The organism is Halothiobacillus sp. DCM-1, from assembly GCF_045689735.1.
GTDB lineage: Bacteria > Pseudomonadota > Gammaproteobacteria > Halothiobacillales > Halothiobacillaceae > Halothiobacillus.
In genome coordinates this window covers 1353883-1378671 of the sequence record NZ_CP142685.1, presented here as the reverse complement: position 1 = coordinate 1378671, position 24789 = coordinate 1353883, and the positions used below count along the sequence as shown (strand labels likewise).

Annotated in this window: 19 protein-coding genes and 1 tRNA gene; 8 read left to right on the top strand and 12 right to left on the bottom strand. The window is 61.3% G+C overall.

What is annotated here, in order from left to right:
* Positions 1-13 precede the first annotated feature (13 nt).
* Positions 14-2689, top strand: a complete 2676-nt coding sequence (locus VOI35_RS06475; protein WP_407275253.1) for a thioredoxin domain-containing protein — start codon at positions 14-16, stop codon at positions 2687-2689.
* Here VOI35_RS06475 and rlmD read toward each other — a convergent pair.
* A complete protein-coding gene (rlmD, locus tag VOI35_RS06470; RefSeq protein WP_407275252.1) occupies positions 2602-3927 on the bottom strand; it encodes a 23S rRNA (uracil(1939)-C(5))-methyltransferase RlmD in 1326 nt (441 codons plus the stop codon). The two genes, VOI35_RS06475 and rlmD, sit on opposite strands and share 88 nt — an antisense overlap.
* Before the next feature lie 83 nt (positions 3928-4010).
* Between rlmD and VOI35_RS06465 the strand changes: the two genes are divergently transcribed.
* The 7 genes from VOI35_RS06465 (at position 4011) to VOI35_RS06435 (ending at position 12894) form a co-directional block, all read left to right on the top strand.
* Positions 4011-5279: an FGGY-family carbohydrate kinase gene (locus VOI35_RS06465; RefSeq protein WP_407275251.1), complete on the top strand. Its 1269-nt coding sequence runs from the start codon at positions 4011-4013 to the stop codon at positions 5277-5279.
* 40 nt (positions 5280-5319) lie between these two features.
* Complete coding sequence (dapB, locus tag VOI35_RS06460; RefSeq protein WP_407275250.1) at positions 5320-6126, top strand: 4-hydroxy-tetrahydrodipicolinate reductase; 807 nt, start codon at positions 5320-5322, stop codon at positions 6124-6126.
* A 281-nt stretch (positions 6127-6407) separates the two neighbouring features.
* Entirely contained in the window at positions 6408-7541 is a 1134-nt protein-coding gene (gene carA / locus VOI35_RS06455) for a glutamine-hydrolyzing carbamoyl-phosphate synthase small subunit (protein WP_407275249.1), read from the top strand.
* 53 nt (positions 7542-7594) lie between these two features.
* On the top strand, positions 7595-10828 hold the full coding sequence (carB, locus tag VOI35_RS06450; protein WP_407275248.1) for a carbamoyl-phosphate synthase large subunit: 3234 nt from the start codon (positions 7595-7597) through the stop codon (positions 10826-10828).
* Positions 10828-11307: a transcription elongation factor GreA gene (greA, locus tag VOI35_RS06445; RefSeq protein WP_407276807.1), complete on the top strand. Its 480-nt coding sequence runs from the start codon at positions 10828-10830 to the stop codon at positions 11305-11307. Before carB ends, greA begins: the two co-directional genes overlap by 1 nt.
* A gap of 25 nt (positions 11308-11332) precedes the next feature.
* The gene (serS, locus tag VOI35_RS06440) at positions 11333-12610 is read left to right on the top strand and encodes a serine--tRNA ligase (protein ID WP_407275247.1); all 1278 of its coding nucleotides are present in this window, start codon (positions 11333-11335) and stop codon (positions 12608-12610) included.
* On the top strand, positions 12607-12894 hold the full coding sequence (locus VOI35_RS06435) for an acyl carrier protein (RefSeq protein ID WP_407275246.1): 288 nt from the start codon (positions 12607-12609) through the stop codon (positions 12892-12894). Before serS ends, VOI35_RS06435 begins: the two co-directional genes overlap by 4 nt.
* 101 nt (positions 12895-12995) lie before the next feature.
* On the opposite strand, the gene VOI35_RS06430 is transcribed toward VOI35_RS06435, so the two are convergent.
* From VOI35_RS06430 to VOI35_RS06380, 11 genes are all read right to left on the bottom strand, one after another.
* Positions 12996-13241, bottom strand: a complete 246-nt coding sequence (locus tag VOI35_RS06430) for a YfhL family 4Fe-4S dicluster ferredoxin (protein WP_407275245.1) — start codon at positions 13239-13241, stop codon at positions 12996-12998.
* Between the two features lie 145 nt (positions 13242-13386).
* Entirely contained in the window at positions 13387-13884 is a 498-nt protein-coding gene (gene coaD, locus VOI35_RS06425; protein WP_407275244.1) for a pantetheine-phosphate adenylyltransferase, read from the bottom strand.
* A 4-nt stretch (positions 13885-13888) separates the two neighbouring features.
* Positions 13889-14683 (bottom strand): sulfite exporter TauE/SafE family protein, encoded by a 795-nt coding sequence (locus tag VOI35_RS06420; protein ID WP_407275243.1) that lies wholly within the window; start codon positions 14681-14683, stop codon positions 13889-13891.
* Between the two features lie 375 nt (positions 14684-15058).
* The gene (gene lpdA / locus VOI35_RS06415) at positions 15059-16798 is read right to left on the bottom strand and encodes a dihydrolipoyl dehydrogenase (protein WP_407275242.1); all 1740 of its coding nucleotides are present in this window, start codon (positions 16796-16798) and stop codon (positions 15059-15061) included.
* Positions 16799-16808: 10 nt separating this feature from the next.
* Entirely contained in the window at positions 16809-18125 is a 1317-nt protein-coding gene (aceF, locus tag VOI35_RS06410; protein WP_407275241.1) for a dihydrolipoyllysine-residue acetyltransferase, read from the bottom strand.
* Positions 18126-18193: 68 nt separating this feature from the next.
* Entirely contained in the window at positions 18194-20851 is a 2658-nt protein-coding gene (gene aceE / locus VOI35_RS06405; protein ID WP_407275240.1) for a pyruvate dehydrogenase (acetyl-transferring), homodimeric type, read from the bottom strand.
* A 252-nt stretch (positions 20852-21103) separates the two neighbouring features.
* Positions 21104-22567, bottom strand: coding sequence for a helicase HerA-like domain-containing protein (locus VOI35_RS06400; RefSeq protein WP_407275239.1), 1464 nt, complete (start codon positions 22565-22567; stop codon positions 21104-21106).
* 21 nt (positions 22568-22588) lie between these two features.
* Positions 22589-22771, bottom strand: coding sequence for a PLDc N-terminal domain-containing protein (locus tag VOI35_RS06395; protein WP_407275238.1), 183 nt, complete (start codon positions 22769-22771; stop codon positions 22589-22591).
* Between the two features lie 48 nt (positions 22772-22819).
* Complete coding sequence (locus tag VOI35_RS06390) at positions 22820-23563, bottom strand: SDR family NAD(P)-dependent oxidoreductase (protein ID WP_407275237.1); 744 nt, start codon at positions 23561-23563, stop codon at positions 22820-22822.
* On the bottom strand, positions 23560-24447 hold the full coding sequence (locus tag VOI35_RS06385; RefSeq protein WP_407275236.1) for a squalene/phytoene synthase family protein: 888 nt from the start codon (positions 24445-24447) through the stop codon (positions 23560-23562). The genes VOI35_RS06390 and VOI35_RS06385 overlap by 4 nt, the downstream gene beginning before the upstream one ends.
* A 91-nt stretch (positions 24448-24538) precedes the next feature.
* Positions 24539-24615, bottom strand: a tRNA-Pro gene (locus VOI35_RS06380).
* Between the last annotated feature and the right edge of the window lie 174 nt (positions 24616-24789).

Below are 24789 nucleotides of genomic sequence, written 5' to 3'. Positions count from 1 at the left end.
TCGACGGGCTGCGATGAACAGAGCCTGGGTCAGCGCGCTGATCGTGTCGATCGGGCTTGGTCTGTTCGATCTGGCGCTGGCGCGCGAGCAACCCATGGCAACACCGATGGCTTCAGTCAAGCTGTCGGCCACGCCCCCTGCCGTTGCCTGGCCGGTGTTGCCTCCGGCGCTGCAAAGCCAGTTACACGCGCTGGTGCAAGCCGAAGCCGCACGGCAGCCCGACTGGCATACCCGTTGGCTGAATGCGCAGCAGTTGCCCTGGTTTACCAACCGTCTGGCGTTGAGTCCGTCGCCTTATCTGCGCCAGCATGCCCATAACCCGATCAATTGGTATCCCTACGATGCCGAGGCGCTGGCTGCCGCGAAAGCCGAGCACAAATTGCTTTTCATTTCCGTGGGTTATGCCAGTTGCCATTGGTGCCATGTCATGGCGCGCGAGAGTTTTGAGTCACCGACCGTCGCGCGGTTTTTGAACGAGCATTTCATCGCCATCAAGGTGGATCGTCAGCAGCAGCCCGCGTTGGATGATCGGTACCAATTGGTTGTGGCGATGCTGAATCAAGGTCGCAGCGGTTGGCCTGCCAACATTCTGGCGTTGCCGGATGGTCGGCCATTCGCGGCACATCTTTATCAACCGAAAGCCGAGTTATTAGACACGCTCCGGTCGGCACAGCAGGCGTGGCAAGCGCCTGCGGCGGTTACCGCCCAGGCCGAGCAACTCACGCAAAGGCTGCAACGCGCACTCGATCAACGCGCCGCCGCCACCGTGTTGGATGACGCCGTCTTCGCGCAGGCAACGCGGCAACTGATGCAGCAGATGGATCCCTTGGCCGGAGGTTTTGGCGACGGGGCAAAATTCCCGGATGCTGCCCGGCTGAATTTTTTGCTGGATCAATATGCGCGCGCGAACCTGCCGGAAGATCAGAAAAATGCCTTGCGGGCACTGTTGACCCGGACGCTGGATGCGATGGCGGACGGGGGCTTGTACGATCAGATCGGCGGGGGCTTTTTCCGCTATAGCACGACGCCGGATTGGCAATCGCCGCATTTTGAAAAGATGGCCTATGATCAGGCGCTATTGAGTCTGGTTTATCTGCGCGCTGCTCTGGTGTTGGGTGATCCCCACTACGCGGAGATTGCGCGCGACACGCTTGATTTCGTCTGCCAGGCGCTGGCGGTGGGCAAGGCGCAGGGGTTCGCTGCGGCGATCAGTGCGGAAAGCCGCCCTAGTCATCGTCCGGGGGTGATGCCGGAGGAAGGCGCGTTTTATCTCTGGTCGGATGCGCAACTGGCCGCCGCGCTCTCGCCGTCGGAACGGGAACTGGCGCGCCAGTATTGGCAGCTTTCGCCGACGGAGGGCGCGCCGCTTCCCCGTGCCCTCTCGCCCAATCAGCAGCTGCGTTTAGCCCAGGCGCGGCATGAATCGCTGTCGGCGTTGCAGGCGCAAATCCATGACATTCGGCACAAGCTCCAACAGGCACGCACGCAGCGCCCCGCGCCCGCTCGCGATACCAACCGTATCCTCGGTTGGAATGCGCTGCTGATTCAGGCACTGGCCACGGCGGGGCGGCAATTGAATGAACCGCGTTACCTTGAAGTTGCGCGCAATACGGCGCAGTTTATCGACCAGCACCTGCGCTTGCCCGATGGGCAATGGGCGCATGCGTTCAACCAAGGGCAAGCCAGTGAGGCGGCGAATTTGTCTGATCGCGCCAACCTCGGTCTGGCCTGGATCGCGTTATATGACGCGACCGGTGAGCGCGTCTGGCTGGAGCGTGCCTTGGCCGAAGCTGAGTCCATTCAGAAGGGCTTTGCCGCGCCGGGCGGGGGCTATTTCGACCAGCCCGTGAATGCGGGGGGTGCCGGGCGCTTCCATTTGTCGCTTCGCCCCTTTGCCGATGGTCAGGAACCGGCGGGGAATGTTAGTGCCTTGCGGTTATGGTCGGCCTTGGCAGAACGGATGAATGTGCCAGAGGCGGCGTCGGTCATCGAACAAATCCAGGCGGGATTCTCTGGCTTGATCGTTCAGGCTCCGGATGAAGCCGTGGATTTTCTGGATGCCGTTGGCGATGATCGAGAGGGTGCGGTGGATTCGCTGCGTTATCTGGCCGAGGGCGCGGTGCGCCTGCGGCTGATCCGGACGGGCACCGAACGGGCTGAGGTCGCACTGCATTTTGCGCCGGGTTGGCACAGCAATGCGCATGAGCCAGCGTCTGCGGCTGGCTCTGGGGCTGAACCCGCCCGCGCCGAGGCGCCCTTGGTGCCGACGACGGTACAAGTCTTGCCCCCAGCCGATTCGACAGCGATAGATTATCCGGCAGGGGTGCGGAAAATGCTGGCATTTGCCCAGACACCGCTGAATTTATACACCGGTGATGTGCGGATCGGGCTGAAATTCATGGCCGCGACACCGCAGGCGACGCGGGTACGGGTGAAACTCCAGACCTGCAGCACCGAACTCTGCCGCTTGCCGGAATCGCCGGTATTGTGGCTGCCGCCGGGGGGATTCCCGCTCGGCGGTAGTGATTGCCGTGCCCCTTCCTGTTCGTGCGGGGCGCCCTCCCGTGCGTTAAACGCCGGGTGGTCGGCACCTCGGGGCGTTTACGCCGCCGGTTCGAACACCGCCATCGATTCGATGTGCGCGGTATGCGGGAACATGTTCATCACGCCAGCGGCGGTGAGCCGGTAGCCGTGTTCATGCACCAGCGCCTGGGCATCGCGTGCCAGCGTGCCGGGGTGGCAGGAGACATAGACGATACGGCGCGGTTTGAGCCGGGCAAGGTGAGGGATCATGGCCTCGGCACCCGCCCGGGGCGGGTCGAGCAGCACGAGATCATAGGGTTGATTGAGCCAGCTTTGCCCGGCATCGGGGGTGAAGAGATCCCCCACCACATGCGCGGTATTGCTCAGTCCATTCGCTTCGGCAGCGGCGGCGGCGCGCGCGACCATGGCCGACTCAAGCTCGACGGCGGTGACCTTGGCCGCCCGCCGCGCGAGGGGTAGGGTGAAATTGCCGAGTCCGGCAAATAAATCCAGCACGCGATCTTTGGCCGTCACGCCCAGCAGTTCTATCGCTTGCGCGACCATTTTGCGGTTGATGCCGGCATGCACCTGGGTGAAATCGAGCGGGGCGAAGCCGATGGAGACATCGAAGGCGGGGTGATGATCGATCAGCGGCGCAATCTCGTCGGGCGCGAGGGGGGTGACCGTCGCGGGACCGCCGGATTGGAGATACAGGTCGTAACCGAAGGTTTGCCCGATCTGGCGCAGTCGCGCGCGGTCGTCGGCTTCGAGGGGCGCGAGATGGCGGATGACCAGCGCAACCCGATCATCGCTGCACGAGACTTCGATCTGCGGAATTTGCCGTTTGATGTCGAGCGTATTCAGCGCTTCGGCGAGTTCGGTCAGGCGTTCGCCAATCCGGGGATCGAGCACCACGCAGCGGGAGAGATCGGCCAGAAAATGACTGTGGCGTTCACGAAAGCCAATCAGCAGGCGCTGTTTTTTTTCGACGAAGCGCACGCCGAGCCGGGCGCGGCGCCGATAGCCCCAGACCGCATCGGTCAAGGGGGGCAGCACCGTTTCGGGTCGAACCTTGCCAATCCGTTCGAGTTGATCGAGCAGTGATTGCTGTTTGAAGAGGATTTGCTGTTCGGCCGCCAGATGCTGCATGGTGCAGGCGCCGCACTGCTCGAAATGCGGGCAGCCCGGCACCACGCGGTTCGGTGAGGGCTGTTCAATCGCGACGGTATCGCCCTCGTCAAATTGTTTTTTGCGTGCGGTATAAACGAATCGTACCGTTTCTCCCGGGAGCGCCCGATCGATGAAGGTGGCCTTGCCATCCAGATGCGTCACGCCGCGCCCTTCCAGCGTCAGGGATTCGATGGTGGCGGTAAATTCTCCAGCAGGCAGTTTCGCGCGACGCATGGCAGGTTCCAAAATTGGCGGGGCATGACGGGGGGCGTATGGTATTGAAATCGGCGCTGGGTGGATAGTTTTGAGGCAAAAAGATGGCTGTGCCCTTGTATTTGGGTTTGGATTTTGGGACTTCGGGCGCGCGCGCCTGCCTGATCGCAGGGGGCGGCGAGATCGACAGGATCGAGCAAGTGCCTTTCGGCGCGTTGGACGACAACGATCGGGCGCGTGTCTGGCAGGCCGCCTTGGTGACGCTGATCGAGCAGATTCCGTCCGCCTTGCGTTCGCGGATTGCGGCCTTGGCCATCGATGGCACCTCGGGGACGATTCTGGCCTGCGCGGCGGCGGATGCCCGACCGCTCACGCCCGCGTTGATGTATGACGATGCCCGCGCCGTGGACGAATCCCGCGAGATTGCAGCGGTCGCCGGTGCCGATCATCCCGTGGTCATGCCGACTTCGGCACTGGCCAAAGCCCGCTGGCTGCACGCGCAGGGGCATATGCCGCGCGGGGCGATCCTGCAGCATCAGGCAGACTGGCTGGCCGCGTTGTTGACGGGGCGGGTTGGGTTTTCGGATCGGCACAATGCACTGAAACTGGGGTTCGATCCGGCCGATGGCTGGCCAAACTGGATCGACCGCGTTCTGCCGCCGGAAACCTTGCCCGAGGTCGTGTTGCCCGGTGCCGCCCTCGCCTCGGCGCGCGGCCTGCTGGGCAAACAACTGGGGCTGACCTCGGCGCTGGTGCGCGCGGGGACGACGGACAGCATCGCCGCCTTTCTCGCCACAGGCGTCGCGGCACCGGGTGAGGCGGTCAGCGCGCTCGGCAGTACGCTGGCGGTCAAACTGGTATCCCCTCGCCGGGTCGATTCAGCGCGCTACGGTGTTTATAGCCACTGGTTCGGGCGGTATTGGCTGGCCGGGGGCGCATCGAATGCGGGCGGTGCGGTGCTGCGGCAGTTTTTTACCGACGCGGCGCTGGCGCAGCTTTCGGCGCAAATCGATCCGAGTCAATCGAGCGGCTTGGCATACTACCCCCTGCCAAAAATCGGTGAACGCTTCCCGGAAGCAGACCCGCACAAGCGGCCGGTTTTGACCCCGCAACCGGATGATCCCCTGCGGTTTCTTCACGGTTTGCTGGAAGGCTTGGCACGGATCGAGGCGGCGGGCTACCGGCGTCTGGCGGAATTGGGCGCCCCGCCGGTCAGGGCGGTCTATAGCACAGGCGGCGGTGCCGCCAATTCGAGTTACACCCGGCTGCGTGCCCGTGCACTGGGGGTTCCGGTGTTCGCCGCAGAGCAACAGGCGGCCGCCTATGGTGCGGCGCGTCTGGCGTGCTTTGGCGAGGGGGTTTTTCCCTTATGATGCCCGCTTCAGCCAAACGGTAATTCGAAATGGGGTCAATATGACGGTGGCGATAGCGGTGGCCGGTGCCAGCGGCCGGATGGGCAAGGTGTTGATCGAGGCGGTGGCCAATGCCCCTGAGGCCGTGTTGGGCGCGGCGACGGTTCGCAGCGGTAGCCCGTTGATTGGGCAGGATGCCGGGCTGATCTCCGGGATTCGGCCGCAAGGCTGTGCCTTAAGTGCGGATCTGGCGGCTGTGGCAACGCAGTTCGAGGTTTTGATCGATTTCACCACGATTGAATCGTCGTTGGCGCATCTTGCGGTTTGCCGATCGGCGGGGCGCGGCATGGTGATCGGCACGACGGGCTTCAATCCTGCGCAAAAGGCGCAACTGAGGGATGCCGCCAAGGATATCCCGATCGTATTCGCGCCGAATATGAGTATTGGCGTGAATGTGTTGATCGAGGTGCTCAAGCAAACCGCGCGCTTGCTGGGGGAGGGCTACGATATCGAGATTATCGAGGCGCATCATCGACATAAAGTGGATGCGCCATCGGGGACGGCTTTGCGTTTGGGCGAGGCGGTCGCAGAAGCCTATGGCCGCGATCTGGCCTCGGTCGCGGTGTATGGCCGGGAAGGCCACACCGGCGCGCGCGATCCGAACACCATCGGCTTTGCCACGGTGCGGGGCGGCGATGTGGTGGGGGATCACACCGTGCTGTTTGCCGGAATCGGTGAACGGATTGAATTAACCCATAAGGCATCCAGCCGGATGACCTTCGCCCAGGGCGCGGTGCGCGCCGCGCTTTGGCTCGCGCAGCAACCCCCCGGTCTGTATGACATGCAGGATGTGCTGGGGCTTAAATGACGGCCGTCGAATAATGACCGCTTGATAGAGCCAAACCGCCGGGCGGCGCATCAAAAATGCCAGCCGGTTTCCGGGTTGCGGCGGGGCGGCTTTCCTCGTGTCTCGTGTCGCTGAAGTGACAAAAGGGGGGCTGGTCGGGCATAATCCCGCCATAATTTTGTGCAGAAGGCAGCGCCGCGACAGCTCGGCGCGGTGCTCTGCTGTGCCAGGCTGCCGTGACGGAAGCGTTCGCAGCGAATGTCTGTGGCCATTTTGATCAGTTTCTGAATGTGGGGGTCCGCTTGAAACATACGGCGCTTTTGGCTTTAGCCGACGGGAGTCTGTTTTACGGAACAGCGATCGGTGCGCATGGGACGACAGTGGGCGAGGTGGTATTCAACACGGCGATGACCGGTTATCAGGAAATCCTCACGGATCCGTCCTACCGTCGCCAGATCGTGACCCTGACTTATCCCCATATCGGAAATGTGGGTGTGAATGCCGATGACGCGGAATCTCTGGCGGTGCATGCGGCTGGCCTGGTGATTCGCGATGTCTCCGCCCTGGTGAGCAACTGGCGGGCTGAGGAATCCTTGGGCGATTATTGCCGCCGTCATCAACTCGTGGCGATTGGTGATATCGATACCCGCGCGCTGACGCGCCTGCTGCGCGACAAAGGGGCGCAGAACGGTTGCATCCAGGCCGGTGAACGGCTGGATGCCGAGGCGGCCATTGCCGCTGCGCGCGCCTGCCCCAGCATGAACGGGCAGGATCTGGTGCCCGAGGTGACGACCGATCGGGTGATCGACTGGCAAAAAGGTACCTGGGATCTCGATCCGACGCATCCGCGCCCGCGTCCCGCCTTGACCCGGCATGTGGTGACCTGGGATTACGGCATGAAGCACAACATTCTGCGGATGTTGGTCGATCGTGGCTGCCGCGTCACGATGCTGCCGGCGCATACCCCCGCCGAGCAAGCTCTGGCGCTCAAACCCGACGGGATTCTGTTGGGTAACGGCCCCGGCGATCCCGCCGCCTGCCATTATGCGATCGAGGCGATTCGCGCCGTGCTGGCGACGGACATCCCGGTGTTCGGGATTTGCCTCGGCCATCAGTTATTGGCACTGGCGAGCGGTGCCAAAACCATCAAGATGAAATTCGGCCATCACGGCGCCAATCACCCGGTGCAGGAGATCGATACGGGTCGGGTGATGATTTCCAGCCAGAACCATGGGTTTGCCGTCGATGAGGCTTCGCTGCCGCCGACGCTGCGGGCGACGCACCGCTCCCTGTTTGATGGCAGTTTGCAAGGGATTGCGCGAACGGATCGCCCGGCGTTCAGCTTTCAGGGTCACCCCGAAGCGAGCCCAGGGCCGCATGATCTGGGGCTGTTGTTTGACCAGTTTGTGGCGAGCATCGACGCCCGCCTAGCCTGATTTTCAGCGACCGGGAGCCGTTGCCCCCGTCGCGTTTTTTCTGTGAATCCGCCATGCCAAAACGCACCGATCTGCACAGCATTCTCATCATTGGCGCCGGCCCGATCGTCATCGGCCAGGCCTGCGAGTTCGATTATTCCGGCGCCCAGGCGTGCAAGGCGCTGAAAGAGGAGGGGTATCGGGTCATCCTGATCAACTCCAACCCGGCAACCATCATGACCGATCCGGAGATGGCCGATGCGACTTATGTTGAGCCGATCAACTGGGAAACCGTGGCGGCGATCATCGAAAAAGAGCGGCCGGACGCGCTGTTGCCCACCATGGGCGGACAAACCGCGCTCAATTGTGCGCTCGATCTGGCTCGGCATGGGGTTCTGGAAAAATTTGGCTGTCAGTTGATTGGTGCCTCGGAAGACGCCATCGATATGGCTGAAGACCGGGAACGCTTTCGTGAAGCGATGACCGAAATCGGTCTGTCCACCCCGGCGTCCTCGGTGGTGCACTCGCTCGAAGAGGCGCTGGCGGCGCAACCCGCGCTGGGCTACCCGGTCATCATCCGACCCTCGTTCACCATGGGGGGATCGGGGGGCGGCATTGCCTACAATCATGAAGAATTTGAAGATATCGTGCGCCGTGGGCTGGATTTGTCGCCCACGAGTGAATTGCTGATCGAACAGTCGGTGCTCGGCTGGAAAGAGTATGAAATGGAGGTGGTGCGGGATCGGAACGATAACTGCATCATCATCTGTTCCATCGAAAACTTCGACCCGATGGGCGTGCATACCGGGGACTCGATCACCGTGGCGCCCGCGCAAACCCTGACGGATAAGGAATACCAGATCATGCGCAACGCGAGCCTCGCGGTGCTGCGCAAAATCGGGGTGGAAACCGGCGGCTCGAATGTGCAGTTCGCGGTCAATCCGGCCAATGGCCACATGATCGTGATCGAGATGAATCCCCGGGTCTCGCGTTCTTCGGCGCTGGCGTCCAAAGCCACCGGATTCCCGATTGCCAAGGTCGCGGCCAAGCTGGCGGTCGGCTACACCCTCGATGAGCTGAGAAACGACATCACCCAGGGGGCGACCCCGGCCTCCTTCGAGCCGACCATCGATTATGTGGTCACCAAGGTGCCACGGTTCACTTTCGAAAAATTCCCGCAGGCCGATAGCCGCCTGACCACCCAGATGAAATCCGTGGGTGAGGTGATGGCCATTGGGCGTAATTTTCAGGAATCCCTGCAAAAAGCGCTGCGTGGCCTGGAAATTGGAGTGGATGGCTTCGACGAGCTGCTCGATCGCTCACTCGATGCCGAGGATGCGGAGGATGAGATCATCCGCCAGTTGCGCGAGCCGCGCCATGACCGGCTGTGGTATGTGGCCGAAGCCTTCCGTTACGGTTTCACGCTGGACGAGGTGTATGAACATTCCCGGATTGACCGCTGGTTTCTGATTCAAATCCAGCAGATTGTTCAGCAGGAGCAGTCCTTGCGTGGCCAAGCGTTGGCGAGCCTGGATCGGGACACACTCTGGCGGATCAAGCGGATGGGTTTTTCCGACCGCCGTCTGGCGAAGCTGCTGGATGAAACCGAGAGCACGGTGCGGGCGCATCGGCAAACCATGGGCGTGCGGCCGGTATTCAAGCGGGTCGATACCTGCGCTGCCGAGTTTCCGACCGATACGGCCTATCTGTATTCCACCTACGAGACTTTCTGTGAGGCGGAGCCCAGCACCCGCGATAAGGTGATGATCCTCGGGGGTGGCCCCAACCGGATCGGGCAGGGCATCGAATTCGATTACTGCTGCGTCCACGCGGCGCTGGCCTTGCGGGAAGATGGCTATGAAACCATCATGGTCAACTGCAATCCCGAGACCGTTTCAACGGATTACGACATTTCCGACCGGCTGTATTTCGAGCCGCTCACGCTGGAAGATGTGTTGGAAATCATCGAGGTCGAGCAACCCAAAGGCGTGATCGTGCAATTTGGTGGCCAAACGCCGCTGAAGCTGGCGCGCGATCTGGCCAAGGCGGGGGCGCCGATCATCGGCACCACGCCCGACGCCATCGATCGGGCGGAAGACCGCGAACGCTTCCAGAAAATGATTCAGGAGCTGGGGCTCAAGCAGCCGCCCAATGCCACGGCGCGCTCGACCGATGAGGCGATTCACCTGGCCGCGCAGATTGGTTATCCCCTGGTGGTGCGCCCGTCGTATGTGCTCGGTGGTCGCGCCATGGAGATCGTGCACAACGAAGACAGCCTGAAGCGCTACATGCGCGAGGCGGTGCAGGTGTCGAACGATTCCCCGGTTTTGCTGGATCGCTTTCTCGATGATGCGGTGGAAATGGACATCGATGCCGTCAGTGATGGCGAAACGGTGGTGATCGGCGGATTGATGGAGCACATCGAAATGGCCGGGATTCACTCCGGCGATTCTGCCTGCTCTCTGCCGCCCTATACGGTGGCGGCACCCGTGCTCGATGCGGTGCGCGCCCAGGTCACGGCAATGGCCAAGGCTTTGAATGTCGTCGGTTTGATGAATACTCAGGTGGCGATTCAAGGCAACGATATTTACATCATCGAGGTCAACCCGCGGGCATCGCGCACGGTGCCGTTTGTCTCGAAGGCCGTGGGGGTGCCGCTGGCAAAAATTGCCGCCCGCGTGATGGCGGGCGTCAGTCTGGCGCAGCAAAAATTCACCCGCGAGTGCGTGCCGCCCTACTATGCGGTCAAAGAAGCCGTCTTCCCGTTCATCAAGTTTGCCGGGGTTGATCCATTGCTCGGGCCGGAGATGAAATCGACCGGGGAAGTGATGGGGATTGCGCGGGAGTTTGGCGAGGCATTCGCTAAGGCGCAGGCCGGTGCCGGTAACTCGCTCCCCCTGAGTGGGCTGGCGTTTATTTCGGTGCGAAAACACGACTATGTCGCGGTGACGGCCGTGGCGCGCGCGCTGGCGGAGCAGGGCTTTACCCTGTGCGCCACGCGCGGCACCGCGCGGTATCTCGCTGAGATGGGTTTGAGTGTGCAGGCGGTCAATAAGGTGACCGAAGGTCGTCCCAATATTGTGGATATGATCAAAAACAAAGAAATTGCCTTGATCATCAATACCACGACCAGCAGCCTGCAATCGCGTCATGATTCGTTCCATATCCGGCGCGAAGCGCTGAACCAGCGGGTGCCCTATTTCACGACCATGGCGGGTGCCGAGGCGTTGGCGCTGGCCTTGGCTTATCTGAAGCGGCCGATCACGGTCAGCCGTTTGCAGGATCTTCATCAAGAGTGTGTGCTGTGATGCAACAAACCCCGATGACGGCGGCCGGTGCCGCCAAGCTGGAAGAGGAACTCAAACACCTGCGCAGTGTGGAGCGGCCGCGCATCATTCAAGCGATTGCCGAAGCGCGGGATTTGGGAGATTTGAAAGAAAACGCCGAATACCACGCGGCGCGCGAGGAACAAGGCTTCATTGAAGGCCGGATCAAGGAAATCGAAGCCAAGCTGTCGCACGCCCATATCATCGATGTCACGCGGTTGCCGCCGTCGGATAAGGTGATTTTTGGCGCGACCGTGACGGTGCTCGATGTCGAGACCGAAGAAGAAATCACCTACAAGATCGTGGGCGACGATGAAGCCGACATCAAAATCAATTTAATCTCCGTGCATTCACCGATTGCCCGAGCCTTGATCGGCAAATCCACCGGGGATGAAGTGACCGTGGCCGCACCGGGTGGCAAGCGGGTGTTCGAAATCGTCGAAGTCCAGTATCTGGCTTGATCGCATTGGTGGGCTGAGCGTTTTTATGATTGATATCAAGTTATTGCGTTCGGATGCGGCGGCGGTGGCGGAAAAGCTGGCGCGCCGTGGTTTCGTGTTCGATGTTGCCTCGTTCGAGGCGCTTGAAGCGGAACGCAAGGCCGTGCAGATTCAAACCGAGCAGGCGCAAGCGGAACGCAATGCGCGATCCAAACGCATCGGCCAGATGAAAGCCGCCGGGGAAGACACCACGGCGTTAATGGCCGAAATCGGCGATCTGGGCGCGCGGCTGGAATCCGCCAAGCAGCGCCTCCACGAGATTCAGCAGGCGCTGGATGCCCTGCTGGCGCGCGTGCCCAATCTGCCCGCAGATGAGGTGCCTTTCGGCACAGATGAATCAGGCAATGTCGAAGTGCGCCGCTGGGGCACGCCGAGGTCTTTTGACTTCCCCGTGCAGGATCATGTGGCCTTGGGTGCGCGGTTGGGAATGGATTTCGAGCGCGCCGTCAAACTGACGGGCAGCCGGTTCGTGACGCTGCAAGGCGATGTGGCGCGGCTTCACCGCGCGCTCGCGCAGTTCATGCTCGATCTTCATACCGGCGAGCATGGCTACACCGAAGTGTATGTGCCATATCTCGTGAACGGCGAGACTTTGTTCGGCACCGGTCAACTGCCCAAATTTGCCGATGATCTGTTCCGTATGGCGGGGGATGAGGGCTGGTATCTCATCCCGACCGCCGAGGTGCCGGTCACCAATCTGGTGCGGGACGAGCTGCTGGAATCCTCCCGTCTGCCGCGCCGCTATGTCGCGCATACGCCGTGTTTCCGGGCGGAAGCCGGTGCGGCGGGGCGGGATACGCGCGGCATGATTCGCCAGCATCAGTTTGACAAGGTCGAATTGGTGCACATTGTCCGCGCCGAAGATTCCATGGCGACGCTGGAGCTGTTGACCCGGCATGCCGAGGCGGTGTTGCAGGCACTGGATCTGCCCTATCGGGTGATGCAATTGTGTACCGGTGACATGGGGTTTGCGGCGGCGAAAACCTACGATCTCGAGGTTTGGTTGCCCGGTCAGGATACCTACCGCGAAATTTCCTCCTGCTCGAATTGCGGTGACTTTCAGGCACGCCGCTTACAGGCGCGGGTGCGCGATGCGGATGGGAAGCCGCAACTCGTGCACACCCTCAATGGCTCGGGATTGGCAGTCGGTCGCACCTTGGTTGCGCTGTTGGAAAACCACCAACAGGCGGATGGCAGCATCCATATTCCCGAGGTCTTGCGTCCCTATCTGCGGGGCCAAGCGGTACTGGGAGCCCCGGCATGATGCCGCTGGATGATGATGCGCTCTTCCTCGCCGTGCGCGAAACGCTCATCGAAACCTTGGGGCTGGTCATGCCCGCGCGCGAGTTGACCGCAGCAACGCCGTTATTCGGGAGTCTGCCCGAGCTGGATTCGATGGGGGTAGTGCTCTTGCTCACCGCGCTGGAGGATCGGTTTGATTTGCTGTTGAGCGACGAAGAAATCGATGCGCAGTGGTTCAGCACCCTAGGCAATCTGGTGGCCGCACTGGCCGCCCGACGCGATCGCGCCGGGGTGTTGCCGCATTAACCGATCGGGCGGGTGTCACTACGCCCTGCATCTCTGGCCGTAGCTGTTCGGCCATGAAAAACCCCGCGGATCATGGCGGGGTTTTAGATGTCATTCTCGAATTAATCGTTGATTTGATGGTATTTTTCCATCAGTTGTTCTTGGGTTTCTTTGTTGTCCGGGTCGAGAATGATGCAATCGACCGGGCAGACCTCAATGCACTGTGGCGTGTCGTAGTGTCCCACGCATTCGGTACACAGATTCGGCGCAATCTCATAGATCTCCGCCCCTTGAGAAATGGCACCATTCGGGCATTCCGGCTCACAGACATCGCAGTTGATGCATTCGTCAGTAATCAATAAGGACATATCAACCCCCTAACAGGATGTCGAAAAAGGGTTTCCTTGCCCTTTTTCAGATCGCCTCGTCGCGGCGCAAGTCATCTATGGCTTGCCTTACTAGGCCGTTGGGTTTTTCAACGGCCTAGTAATAAACTCAATTGCGTGCAATTTATCAGGTTTGATGCGGTTTGTGCGCACGGGTTGCGACTTTGAGTGCAGCGGCCACATGCGGGGGCACAAAACTCTCCACATTGCCGTCCAAACGCGCCAGTTCCCGGACGATGCTCGACGAGACAAAGCCCAGTTCTTCGGCGGGCGATAAAAAAACCGTTTCGATCTCGGGGGCGAGCCGTCGGTTGACCGCAGCCAACTGAATCTCGTACTCGAAATCTGACACGGCACGCAAACCGCGCACCACGGCCTGAGCCTCCATCTGGCGGGCAAAATCAACCAGCAAACCCTCGAAGGCGCACACCCGGATCCGCGGCTGATCGGCCAAGGCCACCCGCGCCAGCTCAGTGCGCGTGGGTAGATCGAACAGCGGGGACTTACCCGAAACCGCAGCGACCGCGACAATCACTTCATCGAACAGCAAACAGGCTCGGCGCGCGAGATCGAGGTGACCGTAGGTCACCGGATCAAAGGTGCCGGGATAAATGGCGCGGCGCATTTGCTCAGTGCACCAGCATGTTGATGCCCAGAAGCACCAGCACGACCGCAAAAATCCGCTTCAGGGTTTTGGCCGGCAGACGATGGGTGAGCGTCGCGCCGATCGGCGCAAAAATCAGGCTCGGGATGACAATGCCGATCAAGGCGGGTAGATAAATGTATCCAATCGACCAGGCGGGCAGGGTGGGCACGCCCCAGCCGGTCACGATATAGCCAATCGCGCCAGCCAATGCGTTGGGCAGGCCGATGGCGGCGCTGGTGGCCATGGCGTTGCGCGCCGCCACATTACACCACATGAAAAAAGGCGTCGTAAGCGCACCGCCGCCCATGCCCATAATGGTGCCGACCGAGCCAACCGAGACCCCCACCAGGCTCATGGGCGCCGCGCCGGGCAGGGTGCGGCTGGGGGCGGGGTTTTTGCCAAACGCCATTTGCAGGGCAATCAAGATTTCCAGCAAGCCGAAAACCCGCTTCAGAATATCGCCGGGCAGCAAGTGGGCGATTGTCGAACCCAGTGCGGAGCCGATCACAATCCCGGGCGCAATACGGATAAAAACATCCCAGAGCACGCCTTTGTTCTTGTGATGCGTATAGATCGATGCCATCGACGAAAACAGAATCGTGGCCAGCGATGTGCCAATCGCGATATGCACCAGATTGGGGTTGTCGCCCAGCCCGATGGCGGGAAACAGCAGGAGCAGCACGGGGACGATAACCAGCCCGCCCCCGATGCCGAGCAAGCCTGCGACCAGACCAGAAAAAATGCCCAACAGGGCGAATACAGAATATTCGATCAGCATGGTTTGCAATCTACCCACAGTCTGCGCCGTGACGCGCGTCTTACCTTCTTCCCTCGCAGCATAGCCATTTGGTTATATTTTTATAATGAATAATATTTATCAATGACAACGATGGGCTAATCCAAACGCAGGTGATACCGTCTGGGAAAATCCCGCCACACGGCCGATTTGACGGCACCACTCAACGGGAAACACGGACTAGCAGGCCGTTGAAAAGAGCTTTTCAGCGGTCTGCCAAAGCTGCGCTTGTCGTTTGGGGTGGGGCGACCCGATGCGGTAACGACGAAGCTCGTTGATTGAGCCGTCTCAACGGTCACAGGTAGGAGACCCAGCCTGTGGTCCCGATGATTTGAGGGCGCTGCGCGCAGTCAGTCCTCAGCGTTTTTTCGGTGGCAGGAGATCTGTAATTGTGCCCTCGGCCATTTCTGCGGCGAGTCCCAAGGTTTCGGAGAGCGTGGGATGCGGGTGGATGGTAAGCGCAAGATCGCTCATATCGGCACCCATCTCCAAGGCCAATACGGCCTCAGCGACGAGTTCGCCCGCATTCGGGCCGACCATGCCGACGCCAAGCAGCCGGTGGTTGTCTGCGGCGAACAAGGCTTTGGTGAGCCCTTCATCCCGACCGAGGCTCAATGAGCGCCCAGAGGCCGCCCAGGGGAACGCGCCTTTTTCATAGGCGATGCCTTCGGCTTTGAGCTGGTCTTCGGTTTTGCCGGCCCAGGCAATTTCCGGATCGGTGTACGCCACGCTGGGGATCGTGATCGGGGTGAAGGCGGATTTGTGGCCACAGATGACTTCGGCGGCGACTTTGCCTTCATGCACGGCTTTGTGGGCGAGCATGGGCTGGCCGACGATGTCGCCGATCGCAAAAATGTGCGGCACATTGGTTTGCATGCGGGCATCGACCGGGATGAAGCCGCGTTCATTGACCTGAACCCCCGCCGCTTCGGCCTGAATCCGGCTGCCATTGGGGATGCGGCCGACCGCGACGAGAATCTTGTCGAACCGATCCTCCGCAGGGGCGCTGCCGCCTTCGAACGAGACGATCAGGCCATCGGCCTCGGTGCGCACCGCCGTTACTTTCGCGCCGAGGAAGATGTTGTCATAGCGTTTCTTGAGATCTTTGAGCAGCGGGCGGGTCAGGTCTTTGTCGGCGCCGGGGATGATGTTGTCGGCCAGTTCGACGATGGTGATTCGGCTGCCGAGGGCGGCATAGACCTGTGCCATTTCCAGCCCGATGATGCCCCCACCGATCACCAGCAGCTGCTTCGGGATGTCCTGAAGTGCGAGCGCGCCGGTCGAATCCATCACGCGCGGGTCGTCGTGCGGGATGAAAGGCAACTGCACGGGGCGGGAACCAGCGGCAATGATGGCATGTTTGAATTCGATGCGCTGGGTCTTACCGTCCGCCGTGGTTACGGTGAGCTGATGGCTGCCACTGAAGCGGCCTTCACCGTGGATAACGGTCACTTTGCGCTGTTTCGCCAGTTGTGCGAGGCCGCCGGTGAGTTTGTCGATCACGCCATTTTTGAAACCGCGCAATTTGTCGAGGTCGATTTCGGGCTCGGCAAAGGTGACGCCGTGCGCGGCCATCTCGCGGGTTTCGTTGAGGATGTTGGAAACATGCAGCAGGGCTTTGGACGGGATGCAGCCGACATTCAGGCATACACCGCCCAAGCGGTCTTCCCGCTCGATCAGAATGACTTGTTTGCCGAGATCCGCCGCACGGAACGCGGCGGTATAGCCGCCGGGACCCGCACCCAGTACCAGAACTTCGCAGGACAGATCGGCCGCCGCACTCGGGGCGCTGGTGCTGGCGTTGCTGGCAGCGGCAGGCGCGGGCGACGATTCGCTGGGGGTTGCCGCCGCCTGATGGGAGGCGGTTTGCAGTGTGGCGATGGGGTCGCCTTTGCTGATTTTATCGCCGACCTTGACCAAGACCTGCTCGATGGTGCCCGCTTTGGGTGCCGGGATTTCCATCGTGGCCTTATCGGATTCCAGGGTGATCATCGAAGCCTCCGCTTCGATCGTTTGCCCCGGAGCGATCAGCACCTCGATGATTTCCAGTTCCGCAAAATTGCCGACATCCGGCAGGGTGAGTGTTTCTAATGCCATGGGAGATTCCTCACACAATCAGTTCGCGCAGATCCGCGAGGCTGCGCGACAGGGCGGTGATGAAGCGGGCACCTTCGGCACCGTCGATGACGCGGTGGTCATACGAAAGCGCCAGAGGGAGCATCAGGCGGGGTTCGAAGGCCGAACCATTCCAGACCGGGCTCATTTTCGAGCGGGAAACCCCGAGGATGGCGACTTCCGGTCCATTGACGATCGGCGTGAACTGGGTGCCGCCGATGCCGCCCAGGCTGGAGATGGAGAAGCAGCCGCCGGACATGTCTTCCGGCGTGAGCTTGCCATCGCGCGCGCGCGCACTGAGTGCGGCGAGATCAGCGGCGAGGGCGAAAATGCCTTTTTGATCGACATTCTGCACAACGGGCACGACAAGCCCATTGGGCGTATCGACGGCCACGCCGATGTGGATGTATTTCTTGAGAATCAGGTTTTCGCCGCTGGCATCCAGGGCGGCATTGAACCGGGGGAAGTCGGCGAGCGCCCGGGCGACCGCCTTGAGAATGAAGACCAGGGGCGTGAGTTTGACGCCCATTTTGTCTGCCCGCGCCTTGAGCGATTGGCGAAAGGCTTCCAATTCGGTGATGTCGGTTTCGTCAAACTGGGTGACATGGGGAATGTTCAGCCAGCAGGTGGACAGGTGCTTGCCGGAACGCTTCTGAATGCGCGACAGCGGGATCGTTTCGATGGCACCGAACTGGCTGAAGTCGATGGTCGGCAGGGGCGGAATGCTGCCCCCCGTTGCCGGCGCGCTGTGGGCGGGTGCCGTGAGTGCCTGTTTGACAAAGGCCGTGACATCGGATTTCTGAATGCGACCTTTGGGGCCGCTGCCGGCGATTTGGCTGAGATCCACGCCGAGTGTCCGGGCAAAAGCCCGCACGGACGGGCTGGCGTGGGCGCTCGCGCCGAGGGTGGGCGCATTGACCGGTGCTGCCGTTGAGGGGGGGGTGGGCGGAATCGGGGGGCTGGCTGGCTCGGCGGTTGTCGAACGCGCGGGGGCGTCCACGACGGGAGGCGGAGTCGGAGCTGCCGCCGGGGCGGGCGCCGACTCGGCAGGTTTTTGAGTCGCTTCGTTGTCTTGGGTGCTCATCTCGACGATGAGATCGCCGACATTGACGGTGTCGCCCACCTTGAGCAGCACTTTCTGGATCGTGCCGGCAAACGGCGCCGGAATTTCCATGGTCGCCTTGTCGGATTCCAGCGTAATCAAAGACTGTTCGGCTTCGACCGTATCGCCGGCCGCGACGAGTACTTCGATGACGGGCAGGTCTTTGAAATTGCCAATATCCGGGAGAGGGACGGATTTGATGCTCATGGGTTCATGCTCCAGTAAACGCCTTGTCGTGTGGGGGCAAGGCGGTAAGGGATTGGGTCAACTGAGAGTCAGCGGCAGGTCGGCAGCGCCAGATCCTGGTTGATGCCATAGTGTTCGATCGCCTGGCTGACTTTGCTGGCTGGGATGCTGCCTTCGTCCGCCAGCGCCTTGAGTGCGGTCACGACGATATGTGCGGCATCGACCTCAAAGAACCGACGGAGCGCGGCGCGGGTGTCCGAACGGCCAAAGCCGTCGGTGCCGAGCGTGACATAACGGCGCGGTATGAAGGAGCGCACCTGCTCCGTGTAGAGGTGGACATAGTCGGTGGCGGCGATGATCGGCCCCTCGGTTTTTTCCAGGGTGGCCGTCACATAAGGCACGCGCGGGGTTTCGGTCGGGTGCAGCCGGTTGAAGCGGGTACATTCCTGGCCATCGCGTGCCAGCTCGGCGAAGCTGGTGGCAGACCAGACATCGGCACTGACGCCCCAATCGGCTTCCAGCCAGCGGGCGGCTTGTTCGGCTTCGCGCAGAATCGTGCCAGAGCCCAGCAGTTGCACGCGGGGCTTGTGTTTGGCGGTGGATTTCTTCAAGAGATACAAGCCCTTGAGAATGCCTTCCTCTGCACCTTCCGGCATGGCCAGATGAGGATAGTTCTCGTTCATCGCGGTGATGTAATAGAACAGATCCTTTTTCTCGGCGTACATTTCTTGCAGGCCGTGGCGGATGATGACCGCCATTTCAAACCCGTAGGTTGGGTCATAGGCTTTGCAGTTGGGGACGGTCGCGAAGAACACGAGGTTATGGCCGTCTTGATGCTGCAAGCCTTCGCCTTCGAGGGTCGTGCGGCCGGCCGTGGCGCCGATGATAAAGCCACGGGCGCGCATGTCGCCGCCCGCCCAGACCAGATCACCGATGCGTTGGAAGCCGAACATCGAGTAGTAGATGTAGAACGGAATCATCGCTTCGCCGTAGTTGGCGTAGGCGGTGGCTGCAGCCAGCCAAGAGGACATGGCGCCGGCTTCATTGATGCCTTCCTGCAATACTTGACCGTTGGTGGCCTGTTTGTACCAGGACACCTGATCGGCATCGACCGGTTCATAGAGCTGCCCGGCCGGATCGTAAATGCCCACCTGGCGGAACAAGCCTTCCAGGCCGAAGGTGCGGGCTTCATCGGGAATGATCGGCACCACCCGTTTGCCGAGCGCCTTATCACGCAGGATGATGGCGAGGATTCGGCCAAAGATCATGGTGGAGGACATCTCCCGTTCACCGGTGCCCTGCAGCAGCATGTCGAAAGCCGAGAGCGCGGGCACTTCCAGCGCGCTGGCGCGATCAACGCGGCTCGGCAGGTAGCCGCCGAGCGCTTGGCGGCGGGTGTGCAGGTATTTGATCAGCTCGTGGCTGTCGTCCGGCTTATAGAACGGCACATCGTTTTCGAGCTGTTCGTCGGAAATCGGCAGGCCGAAGCGGTCGCGGAAATACTTGAGTCCATCGACATCCAGTTTCTTCTGGTTGTGCGCGGTCATCGCGCCTTCGCCGAACGGCCCCATGCCATAGCCTTTGATGGTTTTGGCAATGATGAGCGTGGGTTTTCCCTTGCACTCGCTGGCCGCTTGGTAGGCGGCAAACATTTTGCGCGGGCTGTGGCCGCCCCGGGTCAGGCCGAAGATTTCGTCATCGGTCATGTTTTTGACGAGTTCGGCGGTTTCCGGGTATTTGCCGAAGAAGTGTTGCCGGACATAGGCGCCATTCTTGGCCTTGTACGCTTGATACTCGCCATCGACGGTTTCCATCATCAGCTGCATCAGCTTGCCGGATTTGTCTTTGGCCAGCAGTTCATCCCAGCCCGGGCCCCAAAGCACCTTGATGACATTCCAGCCGGCGCCCCGGAAGGTGCCTTCGAGTTCCTGCACCACCTTGCCGTTACCGCGTACCGGGCCATCCAGGCGTTGCAGGTTGGCATTGACGACGAAGACGAGGTTGTCGAGTTTCTCGCGCACGGCCAAACCAATGGCGCCGGTGGATTCGGGTTCGTCCATCTCGCCGTCGCCCAGAAACGCCCACACCTTGCGGGATTTCATCGGCGACAAACCCCGCGCGTCCATGTATTTCATGAAGCGCGCCTGATAGATCGCCTGCAAGGGCCCTAAGCCCATCGATACCGTGGGGAACTGCCAAAAATTCGGCATCAGCCAGGGATGCGGATACGAAGAAACTCCAGGCTGGTGCGCTTCCTGGCGGAAATTCTTGAGTTGTTCTTCGGTGATGCGGCCTTCAAGAAAGGCGCGGGCGTACATACCCGGCGCGGCGTGCCCCTGGAAGAACACCATATCGGCGCCATCGGGGTGATCGTGCCCTTTGAAGAAATGGTTGAAGCCGACTTCGTACATCGTCGCGCTGGATTGGAAAGTGGCGATGTGCCCACCGACCGAGGTGTGTTTGTTGGCGCGCGCCACCATGGCCATCGCATTCCAGCGAATCAGGGCGCGCAGCCGCTGCTCTAGTTGCCGATCGCCGGGGTAGGCCGGTTCTTTTTCTGCGGGAATGGTGTTGATGTACGGGGTATTCGCGGAATAGGGGGTATCGATACCGTGCATCCGGGCCGCTTCGATGAGCGCCCCAATCAGATGGCGTGCTTTGTCGGCGCCTTCCACCGCGACGACAGATTCCAGGGCGTCGAGCCACTCTCGGGTTTCGGCAGGATCCTGATCTTGATATGCGCTCACGCGGTAACTCCTCAAAAACTAACGCTGAAACGGGTGATTCAGCCGCGGCTTCGGGGGTGCCCGAAGATAAGGGGCGACGCGGCAGCAGGTAGGGCTGGGCGTCCAACGCGTCCGTCGGTACGATGCCGGACACAAACGCCTGCATTATGCGGAAATTTTGCCCGATTGTCCCCCGGTTCCCCGGGCGATTTCTGCGCCATTCCTGTCATTGATTGCCGGTTGTGCGGGGACGAGGTGCGTCCCCCGGTTCGGCTATCGCCGCAGACTGCCCAGCAGAGAGCGCACCAGTTGTCGGCCAATCTGGCTGCCGATGCTGCGTGCGGCGCTGGAGATAAAGGCCTCGAGCGGGCTTTGCCGTGTGCGGGCGGATGCGCGCGGCGGTGGTGCTTCCTCGTTCAGAACGGCCTGCGCCTGTGCCGCAGCGGCTTCCTGCTCCTGCCGGGCTTTGAGCGCTTCAAAGGCCGATTCGCGGTCGATGACGGCATCAAACCGGCCGCGATAGCGGGAGCGCTGGAGAATGGCTGCCCGTTCCTCGTCGGTCAGCGGGCCGATGCGGCTGAGTGGGGGGCGGAGCAGGGTGCGTTCCACCGGTTTGGGCATGCCTTTGGCATCCAGACATGACACCAAGGCTTCGCCGACGCCGAGTTCGGTAATGACGGTTTCGACATCGACCCGGCCATTGCTGCGGAAGGTTTGTGCCGCCGCACGCACGGCTTTCTGGTCACGCGGGGTGAAGGCGCGCAGGGCATGCTGCACGCGGTTGCCGAGTTGTCCGAGCACGGTTTCCGGCAAGTCCAGCGGGTTTTGCGTGACGAAATACACGCCCACGCCCTTGGAGCGCACCAGCCGAACCACCTGCTCGATTTTGTCGAGCAGGGATTTTGGCGTGTCGTTGAACAATAGGTGCGCTTCGTCAAAGAACAGCACGAATTTGGGGGCGGGCAGGTCGCCGACTTCGGGCATTTTTTCGAACAGTTCCGAGAGCAGCCAGAGCAGCAGCGCGGCGTACACCTTCGGGCCTTCGCGATACAGCCGGTCTGCGGCGAGCACATGGATCATGCCGGCGCCGGTATCCGACTGGATCAGCAGGTCATCGAGGGTGATGGCCGGTTCCCCAAACAGTTGTTCGGCACCCTGGGCTTTGAAGGCCGTGACGGCGCGGACGATCGAACCCAGGGTGGCGCTGGCAATCCGGCCATAGTCGGCTGTGTATTGGTCACCGGCTTCATCGAGGTGGCGTAACAGGGCTTCGAAGTCCTTGAAATCAAGCAGTAACAGCCCCTGATCATCGGCAATCTGGAACGCAATCGTCAGCACATGCTCTTGCAGTTCATTCAAGCCGAGCAGACGGGCAAGCACGATCGGCCCCATTTCGCTGATCGTGAGGCGGAAGGGGTGTCCTTTTTCGCCGTACACATCCCAGAAAATGACCGGGTTGGCGGCAAAAGGCAAGGGGTCGAGCCCCATTTTCTGGGCGCGTTCGGTGAGTTTCGGGTGGCTGCTGCCGGCGGCGGCGATGCCGGAGAGGTCGCCCTTGATGTCGGCGACGAAGACCGGCGTGCCCAGGCGGGCGAACTGTTCGGCCATGACTTGCAAGGTGACGGTTTTGCCGGTGCCCGTCGCACCGGCGATCAAGCCGTGCCGGTTCAGCATTTTCGAGAACACGGTCACCGGCTGCTCGCCGAGACCCAGCAGGATTTCTGTCGGTTCGTTCATGTTTATTCCTTGTGAGTGCAATTAGCCTTTGGGGCCGAGCAGCGCCCAGAGAATCAGCCCCAAAATCGGCATGAACAGGATGATGAGAATCCACAGTGTCTTGACGCCCGCGCCTGCATTGCTTTGCACCACGCGCACGATTGCCCAGATGTCCAGAGCCAAAATGATCAAGCCAAACAGGCCGGAAACCTTGATCGATAACATGATGATTGCCTACTGACAGGGGAATGCGGGCACTGTAGCAGAATTGCGTTACACCCGATCCGGTTGCAGGCGGACGATTTCGCCGTGCCGCCGGTCGTCGGCCAAGAGATCGAGCGCGGCCGGCAGCAGATCTTCGGCGTGGGCGCGTTCGGCTTGGGTCTCGCCGGGGAAACGGTATTGCCGCAGGGCGCTATGCGTCGGCCCGGGGTCAAAGCCATTGATACGGACGGCCTCGGTTTCCGCCGCCCATTGTCGAACGAGTTGCGCGAGCGCAGCATGTGCCACGGTGTAGGCATTGCCAAAGGCCGGTGTGCCGCGATCAGTCAAAAACAGCACCTGTGGGCGGGTGGCGTGGCGCGCACGCGCGGCGGTGAGCAGCGGCCAGAGCGCATGGGTGAGCGCGAACGGCGCCATCAGATTCAGATGCAGGGTTTCCTGGAATTTCGGTAAGAGACTGTCGGCCAGCGGGGCCAATTGTCCGCCGCTGCCCATGGCATGAATCAAGATATCCACCCGTCCAAGGGTTTGTTCGATTGCCTCGGCCAGGCGTTGGTAATCCTCGATGGCCGCGCCGGAAAATTCGACCGGCTGAATCAGCGGAATCCGGTGTTGTTCCTCTGGCGTAAGCGCGGCGGTGAGTGTTTCGGCCAGCCGATCGAGCACATCCGCCTTGCGGCCAAACAGCACAAGCTGGGCACCTTCTCGTTGCAGCGCATGCGCCAGAGCCGAGCCAATGGTGCCGGTGGCACCGTTGATGACGACGATTCGATCGGTAAAACGGGGAAGGGTCATAGCCGAATCTCTCGGGGCAAGGGGCGTTTGTTGGCCCACCAGGCGGTGGTCAAGAGTGTGAACGGGCTGAGTTCGGGGCGTTCGGCGCGTAAACGCAGGATGCGGGGCGCAAGCAGCCGCAGCCGGGCGCGATCCTGCGCCAACAGGGCGCGGAAAAACCCCGCCGGACGCCGGGTATGCTGGGCAAGCGCGGCATGTGCGTGGCGGTATTGGGCGAGCAGTTCGTCCCATTCGGCGGTGAGTACGGCATCCAGCGCGGGCTGATCGCCGGGACGCAGCCAATCGGTATCGGCCAACCCGCGTGCCGCGAGGGCGCTGGCCGGCAGGACAAACACCCCCCGGGCGAGCGCGCGGCCGAGATACTGCAGCTGATCCAGCCGCTGACTGGCCGCGCCCAGCGCGCGGAATGCCGAATGCTGTTCAGCCGGTGCATCGAGCAGAATCGCAAAGCCCTGCCAGAGCGCGCCGCCGTCGGCCGCAAGATAAGCATTGCGATCCGCCGCCGTGGCAAAGCCCTGATAGTCGAGCGCAAGCCATGCCGCCCCGAGGCGCGCTTCGATCGGCTCGATCAACGCGGTCAATTGTTCTGGGCGACTGTGCGCCCGCAACGCATGCAGAATGGGATGACTGGCGTGCTGCCGATTGAGTGCCTCATCGAGCGCGCCGCGCCACCAGTCGAGTTTGCTGCGCGCCACCTGGGGTTCGGCGATCTGTTCGGTGATTTGCCGGAGCGTCAGATCCAGTGCCCGCCAGGCTGTTACCGCGCCGAGTCGGGTCGAAGTCAGGGGAAGGCAGGCATACCGAAAGCCACTGCCAATGGGACGCGCCAGCGTCGCGCATTCGGCATCGTGCAGGCTGAGGTCGGTCGCGCGGGGTTGAGTCATGGCAGGCGGTGATGATCCCAAGCAAACAGGCCAATGCAAACGGGTAAATCGATGCCGAAAAAAAAACCGCCGGTGGGCGGTATCGAAAAATTGGTCGGGATGAGAGGATTTGAACCTCCGACCACCTACACCCCATGCAGGTGCGCTACCAGACTGCGCTACATCCCGAAGATTGCCGATCCGTGGCCGGTCAAAGCAAGGCGCGCATCGTATATAACCTGAAGGAAAAAGTCTATGGCTCTGATCGCGGCGCTCTTCAAGAAAGGGCACCCCGAAAGGCTAGGGGAATCGATGCTATGATTCTGCACAGTATCATCAATAATTTTTTGTGGAGTAAAACAA